23 protein-coding genes are annotated in these 26,732 nt (G+C 34.0%); 14 read left to right on the top strand and 9 right to left on the bottom strand.

Annotation, left to right across the window (positions count from 1 at the left end):
• Positions 1–183: 183 nt before the first annotated feature.
• The 5 genes from NJT12_RS16345 to NJT12_RS16325 form a co-directional block, all read right to left on the bottom strand.
• Positions 184–2,733 carry a sodium-translocating pyrophosphatase gene (locus NJT12_RS16345; RefSeq protein WP_271337001.1) on the bottom strand — a complete coding sequence of 850 codons (2,550 nt, stop codon included), beginning with the start codon at positions 2,731–2,733 and terminating at the stop codon, positions 184–186.
• Between the two features lie 114 nt (positions 2,734–2,847).
• A complete protein-coding gene (locus tag NJT12_RS16340) occupies positions 2,848–3,378 on the bottom strand; it encodes an inorganic diphosphatase (RefSeq protein ID WP_271337000.1) in 531 nt (176 codons plus the stop codon).
• Positions 3,379–3,488: 110 nt separating this feature from the next.
• Entirely contained in the window at positions 3,489–4,088 is a 600-nt protein-coding gene (locus NJT12_RS16335; protein WP_271336999.1) for a DNA-3-methyladenine glycosylase family protein, read from the bottom strand.
• 250 nt (positions 4,089–4,338) lie between these two features.
• Positions 4,339–6,840, bottom strand: a complete 2,502-nt coding sequence (locus tag NJT12_RS16330) for a DUF5686 and carboxypeptidase-like regulatory domain-containing protein (protein WP_271336998.1) — start codon at positions 6,838–6,840, stop codon at positions 4,339–4,341.
• 71 nt (positions 6,841–6,911) lie between these two features.
• Positions 6,912–7,889, bottom strand: a complete 978-nt coding sequence (locus NJT12_RS16325; RefSeq protein WP_173970884.1) for a pyruvate dehydrogenase complex E1 component subunit beta — start codon at positions 7,887–7,889, stop codon at positions 6,912–6,914.
• Between the two features lie 492 nt (positions 7,890–8,381).
• Here NJT12_RS16325 and NJT12_RS16320 point away from each other — a divergent pair, with 492 nt between their 5' ends.
• From NJT12_RS16320 to NJT12_RS16305, 4 genes are all read left to right on the top strand, one after another.
• A complete protein-coding gene (locus tag NJT12_RS16320) occupies positions 8,382–9,128 on the top strand; it encodes an electron transfer flavoprotein subunit beta/FixA family protein (RefSeq protein ID WP_194615919.1) in 747 nt (248 codons plus the stop codon).
• A 116-nt stretch (positions 9,129–9,244) separates the two neighbouring features.
• Entirely contained in the window at positions 9,245–10,213 is a 969-nt protein-coding gene (locus NJT12_RS16315; protein ID WP_271336997.1) for an electron transfer flavoprotein subunit alpha/FixB family protein, read from the top strand.
• Positions 10,214–10,378: 165 nt separating this feature from the next.
• Positions 10,379–11,002, top strand: a complete 624-nt coding sequence (locus tag NJT12_RS16310) for a bifunctional nuclease family protein (RefSeq protein WP_271336996.1) — start codon at positions 10,379–10,381, stop codon at positions 11,000–11,002.
• Positions 11,003–11,114: 112 nt separating this feature from the next.
• A complete protein-coding gene (locus NJT12_RS16305; RefSeq protein WP_271336995.1) occupies positions 11,115–11,966 on the top strand; it encodes a thymidylate synthase in 852 nt (283 codons plus the stop codon).
• A 51-nt stretch (positions 11,967–12,017) separates the two neighbouring features.
• Here the strand turns inward: NJT12_RS16305 and NJT12_RS16300 are convergent, their stop codons facing one another.
• The gene (locus tag NJT12_RS16300) at positions 12,018–12,314 is read right to left on the bottom strand and encodes an isoamylase early set domain-containing protein (protein ID WP_271336994.1); all 297 of its coding nucleotides are present in this window, start codon (positions 12,312–12,314) and stop codon (positions 12,018–12,020) included.
• 238 nt (positions 12,315–12,552) lie between these two features.
• Between NJT12_RS16300 and NJT12_RS16295 the strand changes: the two genes are divergently transcribed.
• The 4 genes from NJT12_RS16295 to porT all read left to right on the top strand — a co-directional run bounded on the left by NJT12_RS16295 (position 12,553) and on the right by porT (position 15,409).
• Positions 12,553–12,897: a 2TM domain-containing protein gene (locus tag NJT12_RS16295; RefSeq protein WP_271336993.1), complete on the top strand. Its 345-nt coding sequence runs from the start codon at positions 12,553–12,555 to the stop codon at positions 12,895–12,897.
• Between the two features lie 13 nt (positions 12,898–12,910).
• A complete protein-coding gene (locus tag NJT12_RS16290) occupies positions 12,911–13,393 on the top strand; it encodes a dihydrofolate reductase (protein ID WP_271336992.1) in 483 nt (160 codons plus the stop codon).
• A gap of 572 nt (positions 13,394–13,965) precedes the next feature.
• Entirely contained in the window at positions 13,966–14,697 is a 732-nt protein-coding gene (gene ubiE, locus NJT12_RS16285) for a bifunctional demethylmenaquinone methyltransferase/2-methoxy-6-polyprenyl-1,4-benzoquinol methylase UbiE (protein WP_271336991.1), read from the top strand.
• A gap of 1 nt (position 14,698) precedes the next feature.
• A complete protein-coding gene (gene porT, locus NJT12_RS16280) occupies positions 14,699–15,409 on the top strand; it encodes a type IX secretion/gliding motility protein PorT/SprT (RefSeq protein WP_271336990.1) in 711 nt (236 codons plus the stop codon).
• A 9-nt stretch (positions 15,410–15,418) separates the two neighbouring features.
• On the opposite strand, the gene NJT12_RS16275 is transcribed toward porT, so the two are convergent.
• Positions 15,419–16,147 (bottom strand): TrmH family RNA methyltransferase, encoded by a 729-nt coding sequence (locus NJT12_RS16275; protein WP_271336989.1) that lies wholly within the window; start codon positions 16,145–16,147, stop codon positions 15,419–15,421.
• A gap of 34 nt (positions 16,148–16,181) precedes the next feature.
• On the opposite strand from NJT12_RS16275, the gene tamL reads away from it, so the two are divergent.
• The 5 genes from tamL to NJT12_RS16250 all read left to right on the top strand — a co-directional run bounded on the left by tamL (position 16,182) and on the right by NJT12_RS16250 (position 22,137).
• Positions 16,182–18,755, top strand: a complete 2,574-nt coding sequence (gene tamL / locus NJT12_RS16270; RefSeq protein WP_271336988.1) for a translocation and assembly module lipoprotein TamL — start codon at positions 16,182–16,184, stop codon at positions 18,753–18,755.
• Between the two features lie 58 nt (positions 18,756–18,813).
• Positions 18,814–19,881: a class II fructose-bisphosphate aldolase gene (gene fbaA / locus NJT12_RS16265; protein WP_271336987.1), complete on the top strand. Its 1,068-nt coding sequence runs from the start codon at positions 18,814–18,816 to the stop codon at positions 19,879–19,881.
• Positions 19,882–19,994: 113 nt separating this feature from the next.
• Positions 19,995–20,849: an acetyl-CoA carboxylase, carboxyltransferase subunit beta gene (gene accD, locus NJT12_RS16260; RefSeq protein ID WP_271336984.1), complete on the top strand. Its 855-nt coding sequence runs from the start codon at positions 19,995–19,997 to the stop codon at positions 20,847–20,849.
• A gap of 87 nt (positions 20,850–20,936) precedes the next feature.
• Positions 20,937–21,539 (top strand): hypothetical protein, encoded by a 603-nt coding sequence (locus NJT12_RS16255; protein ID WP_271336982.1) that lies wholly within the window; start codon positions 20,937–20,939, stop codon positions 21,537–21,539.
• Between the two features lie 196 nt (positions 21,540–21,735).
• Positions 21,736–22,137, top strand: a complete 402-nt coding sequence (locus tag NJT12_RS16250) for a helix-turn-helix domain-containing protein (protein ID WP_271336981.1) — start codon at positions 21,736–21,738, stop codon at positions 22,135–22,137.
• Positions 22,138–22,609: 472 nt separating this feature from the next.
• On the opposite strand, the gene NJT12_RS16245 is transcribed toward NJT12_RS16250, so the two are convergent.
• Together NJT12_RS16245 and NJT12_RS16240 are read right to left on the bottom strand one after the other, a co-directional pair.
• Complete coding sequence (locus NJT12_RS16245; RefSeq protein WP_271336980.1) at positions 22,610–23,656, bottom strand: NAD(P)-dependent alcohol dehydrogenase; 1,047 nt, start codon at positions 23,654–23,656, stop codon at positions 22,610–22,612.
• A gap of 99 nt (positions 23,657–23,755) precedes the next feature.
• Positions 23,756–25,003: an ABC transporter permease gene (locus NJT12_RS16240; protein WP_271336979.1), complete on the bottom strand. Its 1,248-nt coding sequence runs from the start codon at positions 25,001–25,003 to the stop codon at positions 23,756–23,758.
• Between the two features lie 165 nt (positions 25,004–25,168).
• Here NJT12_RS16240 and purH point away from each other — a divergent pair, with 165 nt between their 5' ends.
• Positions 25,169–26,695 (top strand): bifunctional phosphoribosylaminoimidazolecarboxamide formyltransferase/IMP cyclohydrolase, encoded by a 1,527-nt coding sequence (gene purH / locus NJT12_RS16235; protein ID WP_271336977.1) that lies wholly within the window; start codon positions 25,169–25,171, stop codon positions 26,693–26,695.
• Positions 26,696–26,732: the final 37 nt, after the last annotated feature.

Below are 26,732 nucleotides of genomic sequence, written 5' to 3'. Positions count from 1 at the left end.
AGGCTTAAAAACTGGCTGCATAATCATTGATTTTAGTACTTAAATATAAGAAAAATCAATGTGTAAAACAAAAAAAAACTGCCCGAAATTACTTTTCGGACAGCCTCTTTTTATTCTGTTTATTTGAATTAACTTAACTAAATACCTAACAGGTTTTTAAAACCTGTCAGGATAGGATATTTTTTATTTCGCTGCTTCAATTTTCGCTTTTACTTCAGCTTCTGTACCTTCATAAACTTCGATTGTTGTTGTACCGTTTACAGTTTTGGTTACCGTTCCTACTGTAATACCGTTTACGGTAGCTAAATTAACCTCAAGCCTGTTTTTACTGTATTTAGTTGTATCAAAACAATCTGTTTTTTGGTACAGATATTTTTCCTTTGCATCATAATGCGCTAAACATTTTGCTGTTTCTTCTGGTGTACAACCTTTGTCCTTGCACATTTTAACGCACTTTTCTTTAGTCATACCTGCCATGTCTCCGCATTTAGAAACACCAGCTGCATGCATTTCTGTTTTGGCACAACATGAACCTTTTTCTGTCAAACCTGGAGCTGAATGTCCTTCGCCTAAAATAGGTGCAATTACCAAACCAATCAAACAAGTTAATTTGATTAAAATATTCATTGATGGCCCAGAAGTATCTTTAAACGGATCTCCTACTGTATCTCCTGTTACAGCCGCTTTATGTGCATCAGAACCTTTGTACGTCATTTCTCCGTTGATAAGAACTCCTGCTTCAAAAGATTTTTTAGCATTATCCCAGGCACCTCCGGCATTGTTTTGAAAAACTGCCCAAAGTACTCCTGAAACAGTTACTCCGGCCATATATCCGCCTAGCATTTCGGCAATTAACTGATTGTTATCTGCGTAAACTAATTTACCTAAAAGCACAATTGCAATTGGGAAACCAATCGTTAAAATTCCCGGCAACATCATTTCGCGTAAAGCTGCTTTGGTCGAAATATCTACACATTTTGCGTATTCAGGTTTCCCTGTTCCTTCCATAATTCCCGGAATCTCTCTAAACTGGCGACGAACTTCGTAAACCATATCCATAGCTGCTTTTCCTACTGAATTCATAGCCAAAGCCGAGAAAACTACCGGAATCATTCCGCCCACAAATAACATCGCTAAAACAGGTGCTTTAAAAATATTAATTCCGTCAATTCCTGTAAACGTTACATAAGCAGCAAATAAAGCCAATGATGTTAATGCTGCTGAAGCAATTGCGAAACCTTTTCCGGTTGCTGCAGTTGTATTTCCTACTGAATCTAAAATATCTGTTCTGGTACGAACTTCTTTTGGTAATTCACTCATTTCTGCAATTCCACCTGCGTTGTCTGAGATTGGTCCAAAAGCATCAATTGCCAATTGCATCGCTGTAGTTGCCATCATTGCTGAAGCTGCCAGCGCCACTCCGTAAAATCCTGCTAATGCATATGAAATCCAGATTGCAGCTGCAAACAATAATACGGTTGGAAAAGTAGAAATCATTCCTGTTGCCAATCCTGCAATAACGTTTGTCCCTGCTCCTGTAGATGATTTTTGCACAATTGCCATAACGGGTTTTGTACCTAATCCTGTATAATATTCTGTTACTGATGAGATAGCTCCACCAACTACTAAACCAACTAAAGTCGCATAGAAAACACGCATTGATGAAATATCCTTAAAACCTTCTCCAAAAAAGCTCATTTGCATAGTTTCCGGCAACATATATCGTACTAAAAAGAAACACGCAATTGCAGTTAAAACAATAGAAACCCAGTTTCCTATATTTAATGCTTTTTGTACTTGTGCTTCTTTGGCGTTATCATCGGTAATTTTTACCAGAGTAGTTCCAATAATCGAAAATAAGATTCCGAAACCGGCAATCGCCATTGGCAATAAAATTGGACCAATTCCGCCAAAAACATCCTGAATGTTTCCACCCATATCTTTGATTACGTAGTTTCCTAAAACCATCGCTGCCAAAACTGTTGCCACATAAGAACCAAATAAATCAGCTCCCATTCCTGCAACATCTCCAACATTATCTCCAACGTTATCTGCAATTGTTGCCGGATTACGAGGATCATCTTCCGGAATTCCGGCTTCAACTTTCCCAACTAAATCGGCTCCAACATCGGCTGCTTTTGTGTAGATTCCGCCACCAACTCTGGCAAACAAAGCAATTGACTCTGCACCCAATGAAAATCCTGCTAAAGTTTCTAAAACCTTAGTCATATCTTCGGATGAAGTCCAAACCCCATGCATGAATATTTGAAAGAAAATAATAAAGAATCCTGTCAATCCTAAAACAGCCAAACCAGCAACTCCTAATCCCATTACAGTTCCACCGCCAAAAGAAACCTTCAGGGCTTGTGGCAAACTCGTACGAGCAGCCTGAGTTGTTCTGACATTTGTTTTAGTCGCTATTTTCATTCCCATATTTCCGGCCAAAGCCGAGAAAAATGCTCCAAAAATAAACGCCACCACTATTAATATATGTGTAGTAGGAACAATAAAAGATATTCCGGCTAAAACTAAACTTGCACCAATTACAAAAAAGGTCAGCAATCGATATTCGGCTTTTAAAAATGCTAATGCGCCTTCATAAATGTAATCTGAAATCTCTTTCATCTTACCATCCCCGGCATCTTGCTTTAAAACCCAAGTTCTTTTTATTGCCATGAAAAGTAAACCTATAATTGCCATAACAATTGGCAAGTAAATCATAAATTCGTTCATAATATTTTAATGGTTATTGGTTAATATTCAATAAACTAACTAAAACGAATTTAAACAAAAAAGCAATACTACTGACCGTAATATTGCTTTTTTTATAATAGAATAGGGTTAAAATTATTTAATACTAAATAATCCTTCCGGTTTGTTTTCGATATCATCAAAACGCTTCGTGCACTCAGCAATAATTGCAAATGCTTCTTTTACGTCTCCCCAACCTCCAACATCTACTTTTTTATTTTCAAGATCTTTATAAACCTGAAAGAAATGTTCGATCTCTTTTACTAAGTGTGGATTCATATCTGAAAGATCAGTCAAAGAATTCCAGATTGGATCAGAAACAGGTACACAAATAATTTTCTCGTCCGGTCCTTTATCATCTGCCATATGAAATACACCAATTGGTTTTACTTCCATAACACATCCAGGAAAAGTTGGCTCGTTTACCAAAACCAATACATCAAGAGGATCTCCGTCAAGTGCTAAAGTTTCCGGAATAAATCCGTAATCAGCCGGATACATCATTGAAGAGAATAACATTCTGTCGAAACGCATTCTTTTGATTTCAAAATCGTACTCGTATTTATTTCTGCTTCCTCTTGGTATTTCGATTAATACATCGAAAGTTGTTAGTTTGTCTGCGGTCATTTTCGTTTTTTATTATTTCTATAATTTCGATTGCAAAAGTAACTAAAGAATCCTTTTTTACAATACAAAACGGCATTAATCTACTTACATTTCTTTTAAATAACAGACAGTTAATAGGTAATTTTCCTGTTTCGCTTGTTTAAGTAATAATGCCACAGCAAATATGTTGCATAAGATCGGTACGGACTCCATTGTTGGGCATGGATTTCCATTTCTTGTTTGTCGTGAATATTGAGTAATTCCTTGATCGTATTTACAACCGCAATATCTCCTAACGGAATCAAATCCGGTTCCTGAAGACAAAACATTAAGTAAATATCAATTGTCCAGTTTCCAATTCCTTTTAATTTGATGAGCTCTTCCCTAACCTCTTTTGCTGATTTATTGGCTAAACTTTCGATATCTAATTCTTTATTTAAAACAGCATCGGCAAGGATTTTAATATATTTTGTTTTCTGCCTGCTTACTCCAAGAGCACGAAATTCTTCGTCTGGCAAGACAAACATCGTTTCCGGATTACAAGTGGTATAAGCCTTTATTTTTAAGAATGTGGCTTTCGCTGAGTCTATAGAAACTTGTTGCTCGAGAATCAATAAAACTAAAGTTTCGAAACCTTGCGGACGTTTCGGGATTGGTGGTAATCCATATTTCTCGATGATTTCCAGAAAAATTAGATTTTTAGCTGATAGAAAATCAATGGCTTCTTGCATAATATGTTTTTTTAGCCCCGATAGCAGTGGAAATCCTTTTGTGCCGGTCCGAGGCTTCGGGAGACACAAAAGATTGGAACGAATAGCGGGATTAGCTTCTAAAATTAATTAAAAATCTTGCAATGACTCGGAAACGCAAAGTTTTTTTCTCACGCAAAAACGCCAAGCTGCAAGAAATAAAACTTAGCGACTTGGCGTTTTTGAGAGATTATCAAATAGGTTTCGACTTCGCTCAACCTGACAAAAAAACTTAGAAATAGAATCCGAAAGATCCTTTTACTGCAAATTTATTAGCTCCCGGATCATCTAAATAACTTCCTCTCCAGGAGAAATCGATACGGAATACTTTAAAAATGTTTCCTATTCCGGCGTTGTATTCCCAATATACGTTCTCAGGCGCATTATAAGGTTGTCCAGATGCATTGATCGCTCTGTTTGCATTTGAGATAGTTCCGTAAACACCTTTTACACCAACAAATTCTCTCCAGTTCAGTTTTCTCATAAACGGAATTCTGGCAAATAACCTTCCGCCAAAATCATGATTCCATTGTAGAGTTGTATACTGATCGGTTACGAATTCATAGAAATTCAAATTACTAAACGTATTTTCGATTGTAAAATAAGTCTGGTTACCAGGAATTACGCTCATTAACCCTAACGGAATTGTACCAAAAGTTTTTCCGGTTTCAAGTATAATATTCGATCTTCCTAATGGCCCTATTATAATAGGCTGTTTGTAGAATAATTGCACTTTTTCATAAGCAAAATCACTATCTAATACTCCTTTCAATCCATAACTAAAATTCACAAAGAAATGACTGAACGGACTGTCAACAAGATCTCTTTCTACTCCAAAACCAATTGTTTTTCGATTTGGCATATATTCGAACTGAATATTGGCTTCTGATTGTTTTACAGCACTTGCAATAACACCTGCAGGATTTGCTGCAGTTGGCATAGTGGTATAATAATCTAAACTAAATGTTGGTGAAGCTGATTCTAATGTTCGATACGAAACCCCTGCCTGAACAACAAAGTTCTTTATAGGTTCTATTTCAACAGAAACGTTACTCAGATTAATGTTGGTTAATTTTCCGTTGCTGCTCGTTGTAAACAATGCCGAAGATGCAAAACTTCGCCCTAAAATATCATTTGTTGTTGTTAAACTGGCACCAATTTGTTCAATGTCCCTCCTGTTTCCTCCAGAGATAATAACCCGATTTTTTTTATCGAGCATCCATTTTCCGGAAACACCGTATTTAAATTTATTATCATTAAAACCGTAAGCTGTATACGCTTGAATACGCCAGGGATCATTTGGTCCAAAATAGGTTCTTCCTCCTGCACGGATTCTTACACCTTCGACTTCGTTATAACCAAATGTCGAAAATATAGGCCCGAAATCAAAATTCTTAAATTCTACATAACCACTTCCTAAGATAGAAACCAGGCTATAAAGCTGTTTGAATCTTTTGACAGTCTGCAATGTATCGAGCATTTTATAAATACCCGCTTCGTCTTTATTTAATTTTTCAAAACGATTTTCTTCCCAAAACTCAGGCGGTCGGTCATAAACAGCGTTGTCTATATAATTGACTTCTTCTTTATAAAATTTATCCGGCTTTGGAATATTAAATTTATGATTTCGATATAAAGTGGTTCTTTTTCCGTAAACTCCTTTTGATTTTTCTTTTTTATTCAACGCAAAATCAGACATCATATAATCCCTTGTCAGCAAAAAAGTCGAATCATTCTCTACTTCAAATTCCTGTTCGATATAAATATCTTTTACCCAGTTAATATTGGCACTTTTAGTAACGCCCATATTAATTTTTTTGATTGCAAAAGTGGTGTCATTTACCCAAAAATCTCCTTTAAAGGTTAATTCATTTTTACGTCTTGGATAAAAAACAATATTGTAACACCATTTTTTGTCAATATAAGCGCTGTCTTTTAATACATAATTATACACGTCTATTCCGGTTCTCGAAAGCGGACTTGTAAAACTTTTATCGAAAAACTTAAGGTGATTATCGTAAATATTATAATCTGAATAAAGATCTTTTACGAAGGATAAAATCTGTTGATTTCCGTTGAAACCAGACATTTTATTCCCTGTTATGTTTTCTTTTACTTTCTTTAATTTATTATCTCCATAAACATCATAAACTGATTCGTTGATAAAAATTGGCAGATAAGTTTTACCTGTAACATCAGACGTGTCAACATGCTTAAACACAAACTCCATTCCTTTAAAGAGTTTGTTTTTCATAAAAGCACTGTCGATTGTGTTCATATCGAACTCTACTTTCTCGTACTTTTGCATTTGATACTGATTGAACTGGTACAAACCGTTTTTACGCTTTCGTTCCCATATTTTTCTCAATATATCTAATGCCGGATTATTCTTTTTAGAAGTTTTTCCGGTATAAATTACGACTTCATTAAGTGCTTCGGCTTCACTTAAAATAATTTTGAAATCATAATTCACAGCTTTCTCCAAAGGAACTTCCTTGTCTGAAAATCCTGCAGAACTTATTAATAATGCTGTGTAAGTAACTGGAGATTCAAGATAGAAACGACCGTCTTCATTTGAAACGATTCCTGTATTTGATCCTTTAAAAACAACATTTGCAAACGGAACAGGCTGATTCGTTTTATCCAAAACAATTCCACTCACTTTCGTTTGTGCAGTAGCAATAGCCGCAAATGCGAATACAAAAAACAGGCTGAGTAAAATTATTTTTTTCATTGTCTGAGCAAAAAAAAAACTTCATCAATTAACTATGAATGATGAAGTTTTGTGAGTATTTTGAATGTGTATTATTTGTATAACACTTTTTTAACTGCTTTTACTACATCACCTGCATTTGGCAACCAGTCTTTTAATAATACTGGAGAATAAGGTGCAGGAGTATCTGCTGTTGTAATACGTTGAATTGGCGCATCAAGAAAATCAAAAGCTTGTTCCTGAACAATATAAGTGATTTCAGATGAAATACTTGCAAAAGGCCATGCTTCTTCTAAAATTACTAAACGGTTTGTTTTTTTAACAGATTTCAAGATAGCATCTTTATCCATAGGACGAACTGTTCTTAAATCGATAATTTCACAAGAAATACCTTCTTTAGCTAATTCATCAGCAGCAATAAAAGCTTCTTTGATAATTTTACCAAAAGATACAATTGTTACATCCGTTCCTTCACGTTTGATATCAGCAACTCCTAGAGGAATTGTATATTCTCCGTCCGGCACTTCGCCTTTGTCACCGTACATTTGCTCAGACTCCATAAAAATTACAGGATCATTATCACGAATGGCAGCTTTCAAAAGTCCTTTTGCATCATAAGGAGTTGATGGCACAACTACTTTAAGACCCGGAGTATTAGCAAACCAGTTTTCTAAAGCTTGTGAGTGTGTAGCTCCTAATTGACCTGCAGAAGCAGTTGGTCCACGAAAAACGATAGGCACATTAAATTGTCCCCCTGTCATTTGACGCATTTTAGCAGCATTATTTATAATTTGATCAATACCTACTAAACAGAAGTTGAAAGTCATGTACTCGACAATAGGACGACAACCGTTCATAGCTGATCCTACTGCAATTCCTGTAAAACCAAGCTCAGCAATTGGAGTATCAATTACTCTTTTTTCGCCAAACTCAGCAAGCATTCCTTTTGAAGCTTTGTATGCCCCGTTGTATTCTGCAACTTCTTCGCCCATTAAATATATGGATTCATCGTGACGCATTTCTTCGCTCATCGCTTCGCAAATGGCCTCTCTAAATTGTATTGTTCTCATATTTATATTGTATGTTGAATTTTCTGAAGAGCAAAAATAATTATTTTAAATAACTTAAAAGCATAAATTAGATTTAAAATCACATCATCTTCCTCCAGCCTTGCGCTTTTAACTTTTTAAAAAAAATTGTGACATTTACGAAATCGATATAATTACAATTATTTCGTTCATAAAAACGCTTATCATACAAATTCAGCTCTTTTTGTTTAATTCTACTGTGCACGAAATTCTTTTTCTAAAACGCAACAATTCAAAAAGTAGTATAACCCAAACAAAATTTAACAGTTGCACAAGTTGGCTAAATTGCAAAATTGCTAAGAATCAACAGAAATGGATACATAATCTCTTTTCGATTACAACGAAACAGCTTCTAAATTTCACAATCCGCGAAATCGTAATAGTTTTTAAAATTATTATGCATGCATAGTATAATTATTCCAAATAATATTCTAAATTTGTAAAAGCATATTATAAATTATAAAATATATACTTATGAAAATATTAGTTTGCATCAGCCACGTGCCTGATACTACTTCCAAAATTAACTTCTCTAATGGTGACTCAGAATTCGATACCAATGGTGTACAATATGTAATTAATCCTAATGACGAGTTTGGTTTGACACGTGCAATCTGGTTCCAGGAACAACAAGGCGCTACTGTAACTGTAGTAAATGTTGGAGGACCGGATACTGAACCAACTTTACGTAAAGCATTAGCAATTGGTGCAAACGAAGCAATTCGCGTAAATGCCAACCCAACTGATGGTTTTTTTGTTGCAAAACAATTAGCTGAAGTAATTAAAAACGGTGGTTATGATCTTGTAATTGCAGGAAAAGAATCTTTGGATTATAATGGCGGAATGGTTCCCGGAATGATTGCAGGAATTTTAGGTTCTAATTTTTTAAATTCATGTACTGCAATTACCGTTGACGGAAATAATGTAAAAGCAGTTCGTGAAATCGATGGTGGAAAAGAAACTGTAAGCACTTCTTTACCCTTAATCATTGGTGGTCAAAAAGGTCTTGTTGAAGAAAAAGATCTTCGTATCCCTAACATGAGAGGAATCATGACTGCAAGAACAAAAGCACTTACTATTCTTGAGCCAGTTGACGCTCCTGTAAATACAAAAGCAGTGAAATTTGAAAAACCAGCTCCAAAATCAGCAGTAAAATTAGTTTCTCCTGATAATTTAGATGAGTTAATCAATTTATTACACAACGAAGCGAAAGTAATCTAGTAATCAGTTTTCAGTCTCGGTTTTCAGTCTCAGTTTATGAACTTAACCCGAGAGCTATGCTCGAACAGGCGAAGCAAACCTGAAACCTGAAACTTACAACCTCTAAACAAAAAATTATGTCAATATTAATATATGCAGAATCTGCAGAAGGAAAATTTAAAAAAGTTGCTTTTGAATTAGCTTCTTATGCTAAAAAAATAGCAGAATCACTTGGAACAACTGTTACAGCTCTAACTATAAATAACAGCGATGTTAGCGAATTAGCTAAATACGGAGTTGACAAAGTATTAAAAGTAACTAACGATAAATTAGCTGGTTTTACTGCTAAGGCTTACGCCGATGTTATCAAACAAGCTGCTGAAAAAGAAGGAACAAAGGTAGTTTTACTTTCTTCCTCTACAGATAGTATTTATCTTTCATCATTGGTTGCTGTGGCTTTAAATGCTGGTTTTGCATCAAATGTAGTTGGATTACCAGTAAGCACTTCTCCTTTTCAGGTAAAAAGAAATGCTTTCTCAAACAAAGCGTTCAACATTACAGAAATTAATACAGATGTAAAAGTTCTTGGCTTAGCTAAAAACTCTTACGGAATCTTCGAAAGCGCAGGATCTGCGACCGAAGAAGATTTTAATCCATCAATTGGCGACAATGACTTTGGAGTAAAAGTAGAATCTGTAGAAAAAGTAAGTGGAAAAGTATCTATCGCTGACGCTGATATCGTAGTTTCTGGCGGACGTGGATTAAAAGGTCCTGAAAACTGGGGATTAATCGAAGATCTTGCGGCTGTTTTAGGCGCTGCAACTGCATGTTCTAAACCAGTTTCTGATTTAGGATGGAGACCTCACAGTGAACACGTTGGTCAAACAGGAAAACCTGTTGCGACAAACTTGTATATCGCTATTGGAATCTCCGGAGCAATCCAGCATATTGCAGGTATTAATTCATCAAAAGTAAAGTTGGTTATCAATAACGATCCTGAAGCTCCTTTCTTTAAAGTTGCAGATTATGGAGTTGTTGGAGATGCATTCGAAATTGTACCAAAATTAATTGAGAAATTGAAAGCTTTTAAAGCTCAACATTCTTAATTTAAAAATTCTCTATAAAAATATAGCTGCCTAAAAACAAGATAATCGTATCTTTGTTTTAGGTGGCTTTTTTGTTCCATATTTTTTGATTAAAATTGCACCTTTATTTTTCAATCAAAAAAAGTCTTAAAATGAGGCATTAATTGCCCTTTTTTACCCACATATATGAGTCTAGTAAAATTATCCATAAAAGGAATTTCATACAGTCAAACTCAAAATGGCGCTTATGCCTTAATTTTGAATGAAGTTGATGGCGAAAGAAAATTACCAATAGTTATTGGAGCTTTCGAAGCCCAGTCAATCGCTATTGCGTTAGAGAAAGAAATTAAACCTCCACGTCCGCTTACGCACGATTTATTCAAAAACTTTGCAGAAAGGTTTGATATTATTGTAAAACAAGTAATTATCCACAAGTTAGTTGATGGTGTTTTTTATTCGAGTTTAATTTGTGAAAGAGACAAAATCGAAGAAATTATCGATGCGAGAACATCTGATGCAATTGCATTGGCTTTACGTTTTAATGCACCAATTTTTACTTATAAAAACATTTTGGACAAAGCTGGTATATATTTAAAATCGAATACTGCAGAAACTGATCAGGGTTCTCAGGAAATTGATGATGTACTTTCTAATCCTGAAACTTTTGGCCGCGAGGAAGAAAGCAATCAATCCGGCGATCTTTATGCTAAACATAGTTTGCAGGAACTAAACGAGCTTTTGGATCAGGCTGTTTCTCAGGAAGATTATGAAAAAGCAGCTAAGATTAGAGACGAAATCTCAAAAAGATAATTTAAGGCTATAAGCCATAGGCGTCAGGCTGTAAGCTTAAGCGTCAACATAAAAATCAAGCTTTAAGCATTAGGAAAAAACCTAAAGCTTAAAGCCTAAAGCTTAAAGCACCATGAAGCAATACTTAGATTTAGTACAACATGTTTTAGAAAACGGTTGTCAAAAAGGAGATAGAACAGGAACGGGAACCAAAAGTGTTTTTGGCTACCAAATGCGTTTTGATTTAAGTGAAGGTTTCCCAATGGTCACAACCAAAAAATTACACTTAAAATCTATTATTTACGAATTGCTTTGGTTTCTAAAAGGCGACACCAATATAAAATACCTTCAGGAAAACGGAGTGAAAATCTGGGATGCATGGGCAGATTCTAATGGTGATTTAGGACCTGTTTACGGACATCAATGGCGCAATTGGAATAGTGAAGAAATTGATCAGATCTCTGAGTTGATTACAGAACTTAAAACAAACCCAAATAGCCGAAGAATGCTGGTTTCTGCATGGAATCCGTCTGTTTTGCCAGATACTAAAAAATCATTTGAAGAAAACGTAGCTAATAACAAAGCTGCTTTACCTCCTTGTCATGCTTTTTTTCAGTTTTATGTAAGTAGTCCTGATCTTGAAAAAGGAGAAACAAAAGGAAAATTATCCTGCCAGTTGTACCAGCGAAGCGCTGATATCTTTTTAGGAGTTCCTTTTAATATTGCATCTTATGCTTTGTTAACAATGATGATTGCTCAGGTTTGCGATCTGGAAGCTGGCGACTTTATTCACACTTTTGGAGACGCACACATCTACAACAACCATTTTGAACAATTAGAACTGCAATTAACCCGTGAACCAAAGCCATTGCCAAAAATGATCCTGAATCCAGAGATTAAGAATATTTTTGATTTTGATTATAATGACTTTACACTTGTAGATTACGAACCACATGCCGGTATAAAAGGCAGTGTTGCTGTATAAAATATAAAAAAATCCGCTTAATCGATTAAGCGGATTTTTTTATATCATTTTTCATATTACCAAAACACTGTTTTCGCTTCCTGCAAAATCATTCCACTTGTATGAATCTGCCTCAGGATCATTAACATAACTTCCATCAATCACGTACTTAAACTCGTAAATCGCATCTTTAACCAGGTCGTAAGTCGCTTTAAACGTTCCGTTTTTCAACTTACTTAAAGCTCCTTCTTCAATATTCCAGTTGTTAAAATCACCAACAACCGCTGCCGAATCAGCATCTTTGGCAACTATAGAAAATGTAACTTTAACTACAGGCTTTGTTTTAATAAATTGTTTCTTTAAGGACATAACTATTTAGTTTTTAGATTCATAAATTAAAATTACATAAATTCACACGAACTTTCGATACCTTCACATCCGATTTGTGATAATATCAAAAACAGAATATTATTTTAGCTGTATCAATAATTTAACCCGCATAAAATTTTGGAATTCAAACTCTCAGCTCACTTTAGAAGAAATATTCCCGAATCTAAATAGGGTGATTACAAAATAAATTTTAACTTTATGACCTCATTTATATCTTATGGAAAAAGAAGTGCACGAACAATACGAATACGCCAGAAGAAGACTTAGACAAAAAAAAATTCTATATTTTCATTTTGTACTTTTTCTACTAGGAAGTTTATTTTTATTTATTGCCAATAGATTTTTTGGTTTTGGCGCTAACACAGAGCAAAACTGGTGCATTTGGGGCGTTACTATATGGTTCTTTATCTTTATTCTACACTTTATAAAAGTGTACATAACAGATCGATTTATGAATAAAAAATGGGAAAGAGAACAAATTGACCGACTTGTTGGATTGCAACAAAAAAGAATTACTCAATTAGAGTCGAGAATAAATGATGATACTGAAAATAAAATTTAGTTATTAAATTGCTATGATTATAATGATAGCGGCAGTAGCCGAAAATAATGCACTTGGAAAAAACAATGAATTAGTTTGGCATTTACCAAATGATTTTAAAAGATTTAAAACACTTACTACGAATCATCATATTATTATGGGAAGAAAAACCTTTGAGAGTTTCCCAAAACCACTTCCAAACAGAGTTCATGTTGTAATTACACGTCAAAAAGACTATCATCCGGAAGGCTGCATTGTAGTTGACAGTATCGAAAAAGCGATCGCGGTATGTCCTGAAGACGAAGATTCGTATATTATTGGCGGAGGTGAAATTTACAATCTGGGTTTACCTTATACAGATATCATAGAAATAACCAAAGTTCATCACACTTTTGACGCGGATGCTTTTTTTCCAAAAATTAATAAAAATGAATGGCAAATTGTCGAATCTGAAGAAAACCTGAAAGACGAGAAACATCTTTACGATTACACTTATGAAACATACATAAGAAAATAAAAAAACATCCTCTTGTGAAGGATGTTTTTTAAAAAACGATTGATTTTTTAATCTGACTAATTCAAGTAATAGTTTTGGTAAAAAAACTCAAATGTTAAGAAACATTTGAATAACTGAATAACATAATGTTAAATGAGAACGAGTCTCAAAGAGCCTTTAATAACAAATACCACTAAGATATTAAAGGCAAGAAAATTAAAATTTCCAAAAACAAATTTAATCCTAAGAACGTATTTCGCACTTTAAAAAGAATATTGGTCCCAAGAACAATACTTTCAAAACTGCTTACAAGAACAAATGAAATACCAGTGCAAAAAAAGCCTTCATCTGACTTAAGTCATTATTTCAATCATTAAAATTTTATCTTTTAACTGTAGCAAAGTTGGCTCTAAAATTCATACTCCACAATACCCACTTTTAGTGATTTTTTCAAAATACCCACTTTTAGTGATGGGCAGAAATTAGCAGTTAAACAACAATTAAAAGCCTTTTACTGAAAACATTTAATTTACAAATAAAAAAACTCAATTACAGTTAAGTCAGATTGTATTATATTTGCGTAAATAAAAAAAATGTCTGAAAAAATAACCCCATACAAAGACTCTTCTTTAGGTAAAAAAGAACAAGTTGCCCAAATGTTTGATAACATCTCTGGGAACTACGATAATTTAAACCGCGTAATTTCATTTGGAATTGACATTAAGTGGCGTAAAAAAGTTTTAAAAATAGTGTCCGACAAAAAACCAAAAATCATTCTTGATATTGCAACAGGAACTGGTGATCTGGCTATTTTAATGACACAAACGAATGCCGAAAAAATAATTGGCCTGGATATTTCTGCCGGAATGCTTGAAGTTGGAAAAAGGAAAGTCGAAGAAAAAAAACTATCCAATATTATTGACTTAGTTTTAGGGGACTCTGAAAAAATACCTTTTGAAGACAATCATTTTGATGCTATAACGGTAGGTTTTGGTGTTCGAAATTTCGAGAATCTGGAGAAAGGTTTTGCTGAGATTTTAAGGGTTTTAAAACCAAATGGTGTATTTGTAATTTTAGAAACATCGGTTCCTGATAAAACACCTTATAAACAAGGATATAAATTCTACAGCAAAAACATACTTCCAATCATCGGAAAATTATTTTCTAAAGATAATTCTGCTTATGGTTATTTGTCTGAATCTGCTGCTGTTTTTCCATACGGAGAAGCCTTAAACAATATTTTAAGAAAAATTGGGTTTATAGATGTTATAGCTATGCCTCAAACTTTTGGTGTTGCAACCATTTATTCTGCCTCTAAAAAATAGTATGAAAAAAATTGTAGTCTTACTTTTATTAGTCTTAACGACAAACGGATACTCTCAATTTGCCAAAAGCATGTTTAGTAAAGATCCTATTATTAATCTGGAAAACTGGCAAAAACAACGTCTCTATTTTGGATATTACCTGGGTTTTAATAGTTTCGATTTTAAATTTGACTACAAAACTCCCGGTCCGGATATTCAGATTAAAAAAACTACCGGTTTTAATGTTGGTGTTGTTGCCGATCTAAGATTACAGGAATACATAAACTTACGTTTCGAACCAGGTTTGTATTACACAAAACGTGATTTATATTATCCAAATCAACCATTAGAGAAAGATTATTTAAGAGAAGTAAACAGTACTTATATTCACTTTCCTTTATTATTAAAATTCTCTGCATTACGTACCGGAAATATCCGTCCGTATTTAGTTGGCGGAATGTCGACTACATTAAATCTCTCCAGCAACGCAAAATCCAAAGACGATAACTTTGAAGGAAAGTTCAGGGTTAAGCAATGGACTGCGGCTTATGAGGTAGGTTTTGGAATTGATATTTTCTCAGAGTATTTTATCTTCTCTCCTTCTATCAGAGGTATGTTTGGTATTACTAATGAATTAATTCGTGATAATCCTTCAAACGGACCTAGCCCGTGGACGGACAATATCGATTCGATGAAATCCAGAGCTCTTTTAATTAATTTTACTTTTCATTAAAACAAAACTCTAACTATTTCGTTTAAATTCACTAAGAATAATTGCTGTTGCGGTAGCTACATTTAAACTTTCGGTTTTTTGTAGTTCTCCAAACCTTGGAATTGTGAGTCGGCTTGTCACCATTTTTTCAATCTCTAATGAAATCCCATTGGCTTCATTACCCATAATAATGATTCCGTTTTGAGGTAAACTTGATTGATAAATATTCTCACCATCCATAAAGGTTCCAAAAACCGGTAGATCCGTTTGTGCAATAAAAGTCTTTAAATCAATATAATTCACATTTACTCTCGCAATAGACCCCATTGTTGCCTGTACTACTTTTGGATTATAAATATCGACGGTTTCTTTTGAACAAATTATTTGTTTGATACCAAACCAGTCACAAAGGCGCAAAATCGTTCCTAAATTTCCAGGATCACGAATATCGTCTAAAGCTACGATCAATCCTGAATTGATTATTTTATTTTCGGCTGGCATTTTAAACACTGCCAGACATGAATTTGGAGTTGATAAAGCACTAATTTTTTTAAGTTCCTGATCAGTAATGAGCGTGCGTTTTGAAGAAGAAACTTCTTCAAAATCATTTAGAGTCGTATACAAATGCTCTAATTCAAAATTGGAAAGCAACAATTCTTGAATTACTTTTACTCCTTCGGCGAAAAATAATTGATTTGCAAAACGTTGCTTTTTTTGATGTAAGCCTGAGATAAGCTTTATTTGGTTTTTACTAACCATAAAATAATGTACTTTTGAATTAAATATTTAACACTTGAAAAATAGTTCCACAAAAATAACAGCATTTATTCTAATAGCAATATTTATTTGCGGTTGTAATGCTGTAAAAAGAGTTCCTGATGGAAAAAACCTTCTTGTTAAAAATACTATTCTTGTAAACGGAAAGGCGACAAATGACGAAATAGCATCTAACCAGATGTATCAAAAACCAAATGGTACTTTGTTAGGATATCGCTTACGCTTGAATTTATATAATTTGGCGAACCTGAATCCGGACTCTACTTATCAGGCAAAATTTAAAAAACATCCTGGTCTATATGAGCGTCAGGCAAAAATATTATCTGCAAAACAAGTTGACAGACTTGGACAATCTTTTTTAAACAAGGGTCTTAGTGAATTCCTGAAAAACACTGGCGAAGCGCCTGTAGTTATTGATACCGCAAAAACAAAAAAATCTCTTTTACGTTTAAAATTCTACTATTTTAATACTGGATATTTTAATGTTGCAACAGATTACAGCATTGATAGCGTTGCAAGAAAAAAAGCAAAAATAAATTATATCATTACTACCGGACCAGCTTATAAATTAGACACTATCAGAACTAATATTATGACTCCGGCGTTAGATTCATTATACAAAAACAACAATGAACCTTCATTTTTAAAATCTGGCAATCAGTACAAAACTGCTGATTTTGAAGAAGAAAAAAACCGACTTACTACTTATTTCAGAAATCATGGCGCCTATTTTTTCCAGCCTACTTATGTTACTTTCGACATTGATACGATTGGAAAGAAGAACAAAGCTGATGTTACTTTAATTGTAAACAACAACAATATTCAGGAAAGAGATTCGAGCAGAACAGAACCTTTCAAGCTTTACAAAATAAGTGATGTTAATATTTACACCGATTATTCTGCTGCAAATGCAAAAAAGAAAATAACTGATAGTATAAGCTACAACAACTTTAACCTGTATAGCTACAAAAAACTAAAATACAAACCCCGCGCTATTACTGATGCGATTTTTATTAATAAAGGAAGCACTTTTTCTGATACCAGAACAACTCTTTCATCAAGGTATTTAAATAATCTGAAAATTTTTAATTACCCTTCAATCCAATATCAGGTTGACAAACGCGACTCGACTGCACAATCCTTAATTGCTAATATTTATTTAACCCCAAGAAAAAAATATAGTTTTGGGACTACTTTTGATGTGACGCATTCTAATATTCAGGATTTTGGTATTGGAGCAAGTATATCTGAAACTATTAGAAACGTATTTAACAGAGCTGAAACTCTCGAAATCTCTACTCGTCTAAATTTGGGTTCCTCTAAAGATATGGCCAACCCTAATGATAATTTCTTTAATGTTTCAGAATATGGTGTCGATTTAAAATTAAACTTCCCAAGAATCCTGATGCCTTTTGGGACTGAAAAAATTATCCCGAAAAGGATGATTCCTTCTACCAGTATTACAGCAGGTTTCTCTAAGCAAAGGAATATTGGTCTGGACAAGGAAAACTTTACCGGCGGACTTGCTTACAACTGGTCTCCTAAACGAAACAATACTGCAAAGCTTGAATTACTTAATGCTCAATTTGTACGAAACTTAAATCCGGGCAACTATTTCAAAGTCTATACTTCTTCTTACAACGAGTTAAATGGTATTGGTAAAGACTACAATACTACACCTCTAAATTGGGGAGATACACCTGAGGAGCAAGCGAGAAAAGACCTGACTATTCCTACAGGAACTACAGGCTTTACTAGTGATGTCTTAACAAATAAAACTGCTCTACTTCCCGGAGATCCTCAATATAAGGATGTACAAAGTATAGAAGAAAGAAGAGTTCGTCTGACTGAAAATGATTTTATCTTAGCTACAAGTTATACTTTTAGCAAAACCACTAAAAAAGATCTTGCTGACAATACATTTTATCAGTTTAGAACAAAAATAGAATCTGCAGGAACTTTATTAACTGCAATATCTGACATTGCAAAATTACCTAAAAACACAAATGGCAACTATGAAATATTCAACTTAGAATATTCAGAATACATAAAAACAGAATTTGATTATATCAAACACTGGGACTTTGGTAAAGAAAAAGTATTAGCAGTAAGAAGCTTTTTTGGGATAGCAGTTCCGTTTGGCAATTCAAATTACATTCCGTTTTCACGAAGTTATTACGCCGGAGGATCAAACGATAACCGTGCATGGCAACCCTACAAATTGGGTCCGGGCAGTACGAATGCAGCGAACGATTTTAACGAGGCAAACATGAAAATTGCGATGAGTGCTGAATTCCGATTCAAACTTTTTGGTGACGTGAAGGGAGCTATCTTTGCAGATGCCGGAAATATCTGGAATGTGCTCGATAATGTGATTGACGAGAAGGCAAGATTCAACAACTTAAACGATTTAGCTGAAATTGCTTTAGGTTCAGGATTCGGTTTACGTTACGATTTAAGCTTTTTTGTTATTCGTTTAGATTTAGGCTTTAAGACCTATAACCCAGCACATGAGAAAGGAGATCGCTGGTTCAAAGAATACAATTTTGGTCATTCGGTTTTAAATTTTGGGATAAATTATCCATTCTAATGCTAATTAATTCTTATTTTTGCAACCTAAAAACTAAAAACAACTAAAAAAAATTACAATGGCACACAATATTAAACCCGGAGTAGCTACAGGAGATCAAGTACAGGAAATTTTTAATTATGCAAAAGAAAAAGGATTTGCTTTACCTGCAGTAAATGTTACTGGATCAAGCACAATCAATGGAGTTCTTGAAACTGCAGCAAAACTTAATGCACCGGTTATCATTCAATTTTCTAACGGAGGAGCACAATTTAACGCTGGAAAAGGTTTATCTAATGCAGGTGAAAAAGCAGCAATCGCTGGTGGAATCGCCGGAGCAAAACATATTCATACTTTGGCAGAAGCTTACGGTGCAACTGTAATCTTACATACTGACCACTGTGCAAAAAAATTATTACCTTGGATCGATGGTTTATTAGATGCTTCTGAAAAACATTTTGCAGAAACAGGAAAACCATTATTCAGTTCTCATATGATCGATTTGTCTGAAGAGCCAATCGAAGAAAATATCGAAATCTGTAAAGAGTACTTGGCTAGAATGAGCAAAATGGGAATGACATTAGAAATCGAACTTGGTATTACAGGTGGTGAAGAAGATGGCGTTGACAACTCTGACATTGATAGTTCAAAATTATATACTCAACCAGAAGAAGTAGCTTATGCTTATGAAGAATTATCTAAAATAAGCCCTAAATTTACAATTGCTGCTGCTTTTGGAAACGTTCACGGTGTTTACAAACCAGGAAACGTAAAATTAACTCCAAAAATCTTAAAAAATTCTCAGGATTACGTTCAAAACAAATTCAACACTGGTGCTAACCCGGTAGATTTCGTTTTTCACGGAGGTTCAGGTTCTACACTTGAAGAAATCAGAGAAGGAATTAGCTACGGAGTTATCAAAATGAACATCGATACTGATTTGCAATTTGCATATACTGAAGGAATTCGTGATTATATGGTTAAAAACATTGACTATTTAAAATCTCAAATTGGTAACCCAGAAGGTGCTGATGTTCCTAACAAAAAATATTATGACCCAAGAAGATGGGTACGTGAAAGTGAAGTAACATTCAACACAAGACTTGAGCAAGCTTTTGCTGACTTGAATAATGTGAATACACTATAAAAGTATTCAGTTTACAGTTTTAAGTATTCAGTTCTCAAATGCTGAATACTTAAAAACTGATTATTAAAAGCTGAATACTGAAAACGGATTACTGAACACTGAATACTAGACAAATGGCTTGGTTTAAAAGACAAGAAAAAGGGATTACCACTGCGACTGAAGATAAAATGGACGTTCCGAAAGGATTGTGGTACAAATCTCCTACGGGAAAAATTATTGATGCTGACGAATTAGCCAGAAACTTATTTGTAAGCCCTGAAGATGATTTTCACGTTAGAATTGGAAGCGCAACCTATTTTGAAATTTTATTTGACAATAACGAATTTGTTGAATTAGATAAAAACATGACATCAAAAGATCCATTGCATTTTGTTGATACAAAAAAATATGCTGATCGCCTTAAAGATGTAATGGAAAAAACCCACCTAAAGGACGCTGTGCGTACAGGAGTGGGAAAATCTAAAGGAAAAGAACTTGTTATTTGTTGTATGGATTTTGCCTTTATTGGTGGATCTATGGGAGCTGTTGTTGGAGAAAAAATTGCCAGAGGTATTGATCACGCGATCAAAAACAAAATGCCTTTTTTAATGATTTCTAAATCAGGTGGAGCTCGTATGATGGAAGCGGCTTATTCATTAATGCAATTAGCCAAAACATCTGTAAAACTTGCTCAACTTGCAGAAGCAGGATTACCTTACATCTCTTTATGTACAGATCCTACAACCGGAGGAACAACTGCATCATATGCCATGTTAGGAGATATCAATATCTCTGAGCCCGGAGCTTTGATTGGTTTTGCTGGTCCTCGTGTTGTTCGTGACACTACAGGAAAAGATTTACCGGAAGGTTTCCAGACTGCTGAGTTCTTATTAGAGCACGGTTTCTTAGACTTTATCACGCCAAGAAAAGAATTGAAAGATAAGATTAACTTATATATCGATTTGATTCAGAATAATACAATTAGATAGTTTTTTAAACTTCTAAAACATATAAAATCTCATCAGCTTAATTGCAGGTGAGATTTTTTTATATCTTTATTTTAAATCTTAGTTTTTATGAAAAGAGTTTTTATTGGCTTTATAATTTGTCTCTTTCTTTTGAATTGTGCCAAGAAAGAAGAAAAACTTATTGCAAAAAATAAACCTTATATAATCTCCTATGAAGACAAGAAACTTGAAAAATATTACGATTCCATAAAAACAAATACTAGCAGAGTTGCTCTGCCGCCAAGAAAAATTTTCTATGCAGAAAGCCAATTAATAATTGACAAAAAAGGAAATCTATATTTTTATCAAAAAAGATATTTTCTTGAATTCTGTAGTTATGGTAGCGAAAAAGATACACTTCCACATTTTCTTGACCTACAGCCAAAAGACATTGTTAAGATTCCAGAAACAAGCTTAGTTGATTTTTTATCAGAAAATATTCTTAGCAAAGAAAAAAACAGACGAATATTAATTGTCGCTTCCCAAAACGACACCATAAAGAACACTTTCTTTATGCAGTTTATAAACAAGAATCAATTACAAGCTTACGAAATTAGAAGAACCACTCAAGAAGAAGATACTGTTTTGAAATACAAAATGAATAACGATTATTATTACTCTGATTCTATTAAATGGGATCGAACTAAAATCAAGTTCTCTAATAGAAAGTAAAAACAGAAAGACAAGATTCGCTTTTTGTTTTTATATCTAAATATTCTATCGCTGATCAATACTTGTCTGAAAAATTGTACTTTTACTTTTTTAAAAAAGTAAATAATGGCCTTACAAAAAAAATGTAACTTACATAAACTAACTTGTTTTTTACCAAAAGCATTTTTCTTTAAAGGAATATAAATATCTTTGAATTATGAGCGCAGCAACAAAACCAAACCATATAGGGCGAAAAATTAGCCGTATTCGTGAACTGAAAGACATGAAGCAAGAAGCATTGGCACAAGCTTTAGGAACAAACCAACAGGCAATTTCGGCTATTGAAAACAGCGAAACAATAGATGATGGAAAACTTGCTGATATAGCAAAAGCCCTTGGCGTAAGTGTTGAAGCTATAAAAAACTTTACTGAAGAAAACATGATAAGTTATTTTAATAATTTTTACGACAACAGCATTAGTAATGGTGTAAATGGAATATTCAGTCCTAGTCATTGTTCATTCAACCCATTAGACAAAGTAATTGAACTTTATGAGCGTATGCTTCAGGCAGAAAAAGAAAAAGTAGAGTATTTAGAAAAATTATTAAAAGAAAAATAAGATTCTAAAATACATTGATTGCTATAAAAAAATCCTGAGAAATATTTTCTCAGGATTTTTTTTATGTGAGTATTTTTGTCATTCCGAGGAACGAGGAATCTAACCAAGTAACTCCGTACAAATTAGCGATAATCTTTATCGAGCCACTTTATGTGATTTCTCCCTTTGGTCGAAATGACAAAAATGCGACATCATTGAGAAGAACGAGGAATCTCATCAAGTAACTCCGTACAAATTAGCGACAATCTTTGTCGAGCCACTTTATGTGATTTCTCCCTTTGGTCGAAATGACAAAAATGCGATATCAATTGTGATAGTGATAGATTGCAATATGGATGGAGAAGAATGGATTAAAATCCATCCCTACAATATAAATCGTTCCTCCGGAACTTTATTATTAATTTTAAAATCACAAAGTTGTAGCCCAATACTGGAAAAACCTTTGAACCTTTGCAACTCTGTTCCTTTGAACCTATTTAAGTGAAGCCATATCAATTACGAATCGATATTTTACATCGCTTTTATTCATACGATCATATGCTTCATTAATGTATGACATATCGATGATTTCAACATCTGATGTAATATTGTGTTCAGCACAATAATCTAACATTTCCTGAGTTTCTTTGATTCCACCAATTAAACTTCCCATAATACTTCTACGTTTCATGATTAAAGTAAAAACAGGAATTTCAGCAGGCGCTGGCGGAGCTCCTACTACAATCATGGTTCCGTTAGTTTTTAATAAATTCAAATAGGCATTATGATCGTGTTTTGCTGAAACCGTATTTAAGATAAAATCGAAACTATTGGCCATAGATTCCATAGTTTCAGGATTTGAAGTTAATGCAAATTTATGTGCGCCTAATTTTTTAGCATCAGCTTCCTTAGATGGCGAATGGCTTAACATAGTAACTTCTGCACCAAACGAAACAGCAAATTTCACTGCCATATGCCCTAAACCACCAAGGCCTAAAACACCAACTTTATGCCCCTTACCTACTTTTAGATAACGTAATGGCGAATAAGTGGTGATTCCTGCACATAATAATGGCGCCACTCCTTTTATATCTAATTTTTCAGATACATGAAGCGTATAACTTTCATCGACAATGATGCTGGTTGAATATCCTCCGCGAGTTGGGATATTTGTTCCTCTTTCGACACTGTTGTAAGTTCCCGTCATTCCTTCGTCACAAAATTGCTCTTCGCCAGATTGGCAACTTGGGCAAACTCTGCACGAATCTACGAAACAACCTACTCCGGCTAACTCTCCAACTTTAAATTTAGAAACTTCGCTTCCAACAGCAACGATTCGGCCTACAATTTCATGTCCCGGAACCAAAGGATAATCTACAGGTCCCCAATCTCCTTTTGCGGTGTGAATATCAGAATGGCAAACGCCACTATATAAAATTTCTATCTGAACCTGATGAGCACCTACTTCTTTTCTTTCAAACGTATAAGGTTTTAAGGGATTTTCGGCATCATAGGCTGCATACGCTTTTACTGGTATCATATTGTTGTATTTTTAATTTAAGCTATTAAAATTACGACAAAATAAGATAACAAATCAAAATTTGAAGTTGTAAAAAGATGAAATTTTCAAGGATTGACTTTACATTCCGGTTCTGATTGCTTCAACAGGATCAAGTTTCGATGCTGAAATTGCAGGCAAAATTCCTGAAATCACGCCAACCATAATTGACAATCCTGCCCCAATAATAACATTCCAGAAACTTAACACAAATTCAAAATCTAACAAATTGGTTAAAAGAATAGACATTAGCCAAACAATCAACAAACCAATTATTCCGCCAATTAAACAAAGTATAACGGCTTCAAACAAAAACTGAAACAATATAAATCTATTTTTTGCCCCTAAGGATTTCTGAATTCCAATTAAGTTCGTACGCTCTTTTACCGAAACAAACATAATATTTGCCACTCCAAAACCTCCAACAAGGAAAGAGAAGAAACTTATAAAAATTCCTCCAAACCTTAAACTCCCTAAAATTCCGTCAACAAAATCAGTAAAACCAGAAAGCACATTAATAAAGAAATTATCTGCCTCCCCTGCTTTCATTCCGCGAATTGCTCTTAGTTTTTGGGCAGCTTCAGCCTTATACGCCTCCATATCTACACCCTTTACAGGTTTTAGTACAATTACCGGAGTCATTGAATCACTATCACCATACATGCGACGTAAAAAATTAGTTGGCAAATAAACAGATGTATCATTACTATTCCCAAAAAAACCGGCACCCTGTTTTGCTATTACTCCAATTACAGTAAAACGCTGCCCATACAAACGAATATTTTTTCCGATGGGATCACTTGTTCCAAAAAGGCCTTCGGCAATATCATATCCTAAAACAATAACAGGACTTCCTGAATTTGATTCGGATTCATTATAAAATCTTCCCTTATCAAAACTCAATCCTTCGATATCGACCATTTCGCTTGACGAAGGAACTACATTAACATCGCTAACGGTTTTTGAATCGTATTTTAAAGTTTCATGATTTACAAAAAGCTGATACGCCACTTGCTCTGTATTATTAAGAGAATTTTTCAGACTGATATATTCATCATATTTCACATTTGGAAACTGCTCTCTTTTCCATTGCGGAATTTCAGAAGGCCCGAAACAATATTTCATCAAATAAATCGTGTTTTTATCTAAGCTGCTTAAATCTTTTGAAATTTTTCGATCTAAGGAATCTACAGCAGCCAATACTGCTATAATCGAAAAAATACCAATCGTAACTCCCAACAGTGACAATAAGGTACGTAATTTATTATTTCGCAAAGCGTTTATGGCAAAGCGAAAACTTTCTTTTAATAACCTTAGATAAACAAGCATGTATGTGTATTTTTCATTAAAGTAAAATTCAATAATTTAAAAACAAAAACCTAATAAAAGTTAACTTACTCATCAGTAGTTTTTTTTAGCATAATGTTACATTAATTTTCTTTAAAATAATATTTAAAAAAACTACTTTTGCAGTCTGAAAATCATAACTACACAATGAGCACAACTAAAACAATACAATCGGCATTAATTTCTGTTTTTTCAAAAGACGGACTTGAGCCAATCGTTAGAAAATTACACGAACAAAACGTAACACTTTATTCGACTGGAGGAACAGAAGATTTTATTAAAAACCTTGGAATTCCTGTAGTTCCGGTTGAGGATATTACTTCATTCCCTGAAATTCTTGGTGGAAGAGTAAAAACATTGCACCCGAAAATTTTTGGTGGAATCTTAAACCGTCAGGATAACGAAGGTGACGTTCAGCAAATGAAGGAATTTGATATCCCTCAGATTGACTTGGTAATTGTTGATTTGTACCCGTTTGAAAAAACAGTTGCTTCAGGTGCAAGTGAGCAGGATATTATTGAAAAAATTGATATTGGCGGAATTTCATTGATTCGTGCCGGTGCAAAAAATTTCAAAGACACTGTAATCGTAGCTTCGGTAAACGAATATAGTTTGCTTCTAGATTTGATCACAGAACAAAACGGAGCAACAACTCTTGAAAACAGAAGATTGCTTGCTACAAAAGCATTCCACGTTTCATCTCATTATGATGGTGCTATTTTTAATTATTTCAATACTGACGAAACAATCTACAAAGAAAGTATCGAAGGTGGTCAGATTTTAAGATATGGAGAAAATCCTCATCAAAAAGGTTTCTTCTTTGGCGATTTTGACGCAATGTTCAAAAAAGTTCACGGAAAAGAATTATCATACAATAACTTATTAGATGTTGATGCTGCAGTAAACTTAATCAATGAGTTTAAAACTGATGGTCCAACGTTTGCAATTTTAAAACATAATAATGCTTGTGGCCTGGCTTCCAGAAAAACAATTAGCGAAGCTTATTTAGCAGCTTTGGCTTGTGATCCAACTTCTGCTTTTGGCGGAGTTTTGATTGCAAACACTAAAATTGATTTGGCTACTGCACAGGAAATCAACAAATTGTTTTGTGAAGTAGTAATCGCACCAAGTTATGATGACGATGCAATTGCAGTTTTACAAGAAAAGAAAAACAGAATCATATTAGTTCAAAATGAAGTTGAATTGCCTTCAAGACAAGTAAGAACATGTCTTAATGGTTTGTTAATTCAGGACAGAAATAATATTACAGATACTAAAGAGCATTTAAAAACCGTTACAATTACAGAGCCTACCGCTCAGGAAATAGAAGATTTAATATTTGCTTCTAAGATTTGTAAAAACACAAAATCGAACACGATTGTTTTTGCAAAAAACGGAACATTAATTTCTTCAGGTACAGGCCAGACGTCAAGAGTTGATGCTTTGGTACAAGCTGTAGATAAAGCTAAAGCTTTTGGATTTGATTTAACCGGCGCTTCTATGGCGAGTGATGCATTTTTCCCATTTCCGGATTGTGTAGAATTAGCTAAAAATGCAGGAATTACAGCAGTAATTCAGCCGGGAGGTTCAATAAAAGACGAATTAAGCATAAATTATTGCAATGAAAATAATGTTGCAATGGTATTTACAGGAACACGTCATTTTAAACATTAATTTGTTTAACTTTGTTCAAAATAATTTATAACATTTT

It is taken from the genome of Flavobacterium azizsancarii (genome assembly GCF_027980145.1).
GTDB lineage: Bacteria > Bacteroidota > Bacteroidia > Flavobacteriales > Flavobacteriaceae > Flavobacterium > Flavobacterium azizsancarii.
The sequence above is the reverse complement of the archived record's forward strand: the minus strand, read 5'-3'. Positions and strand labels throughout refer to the sequence as shown.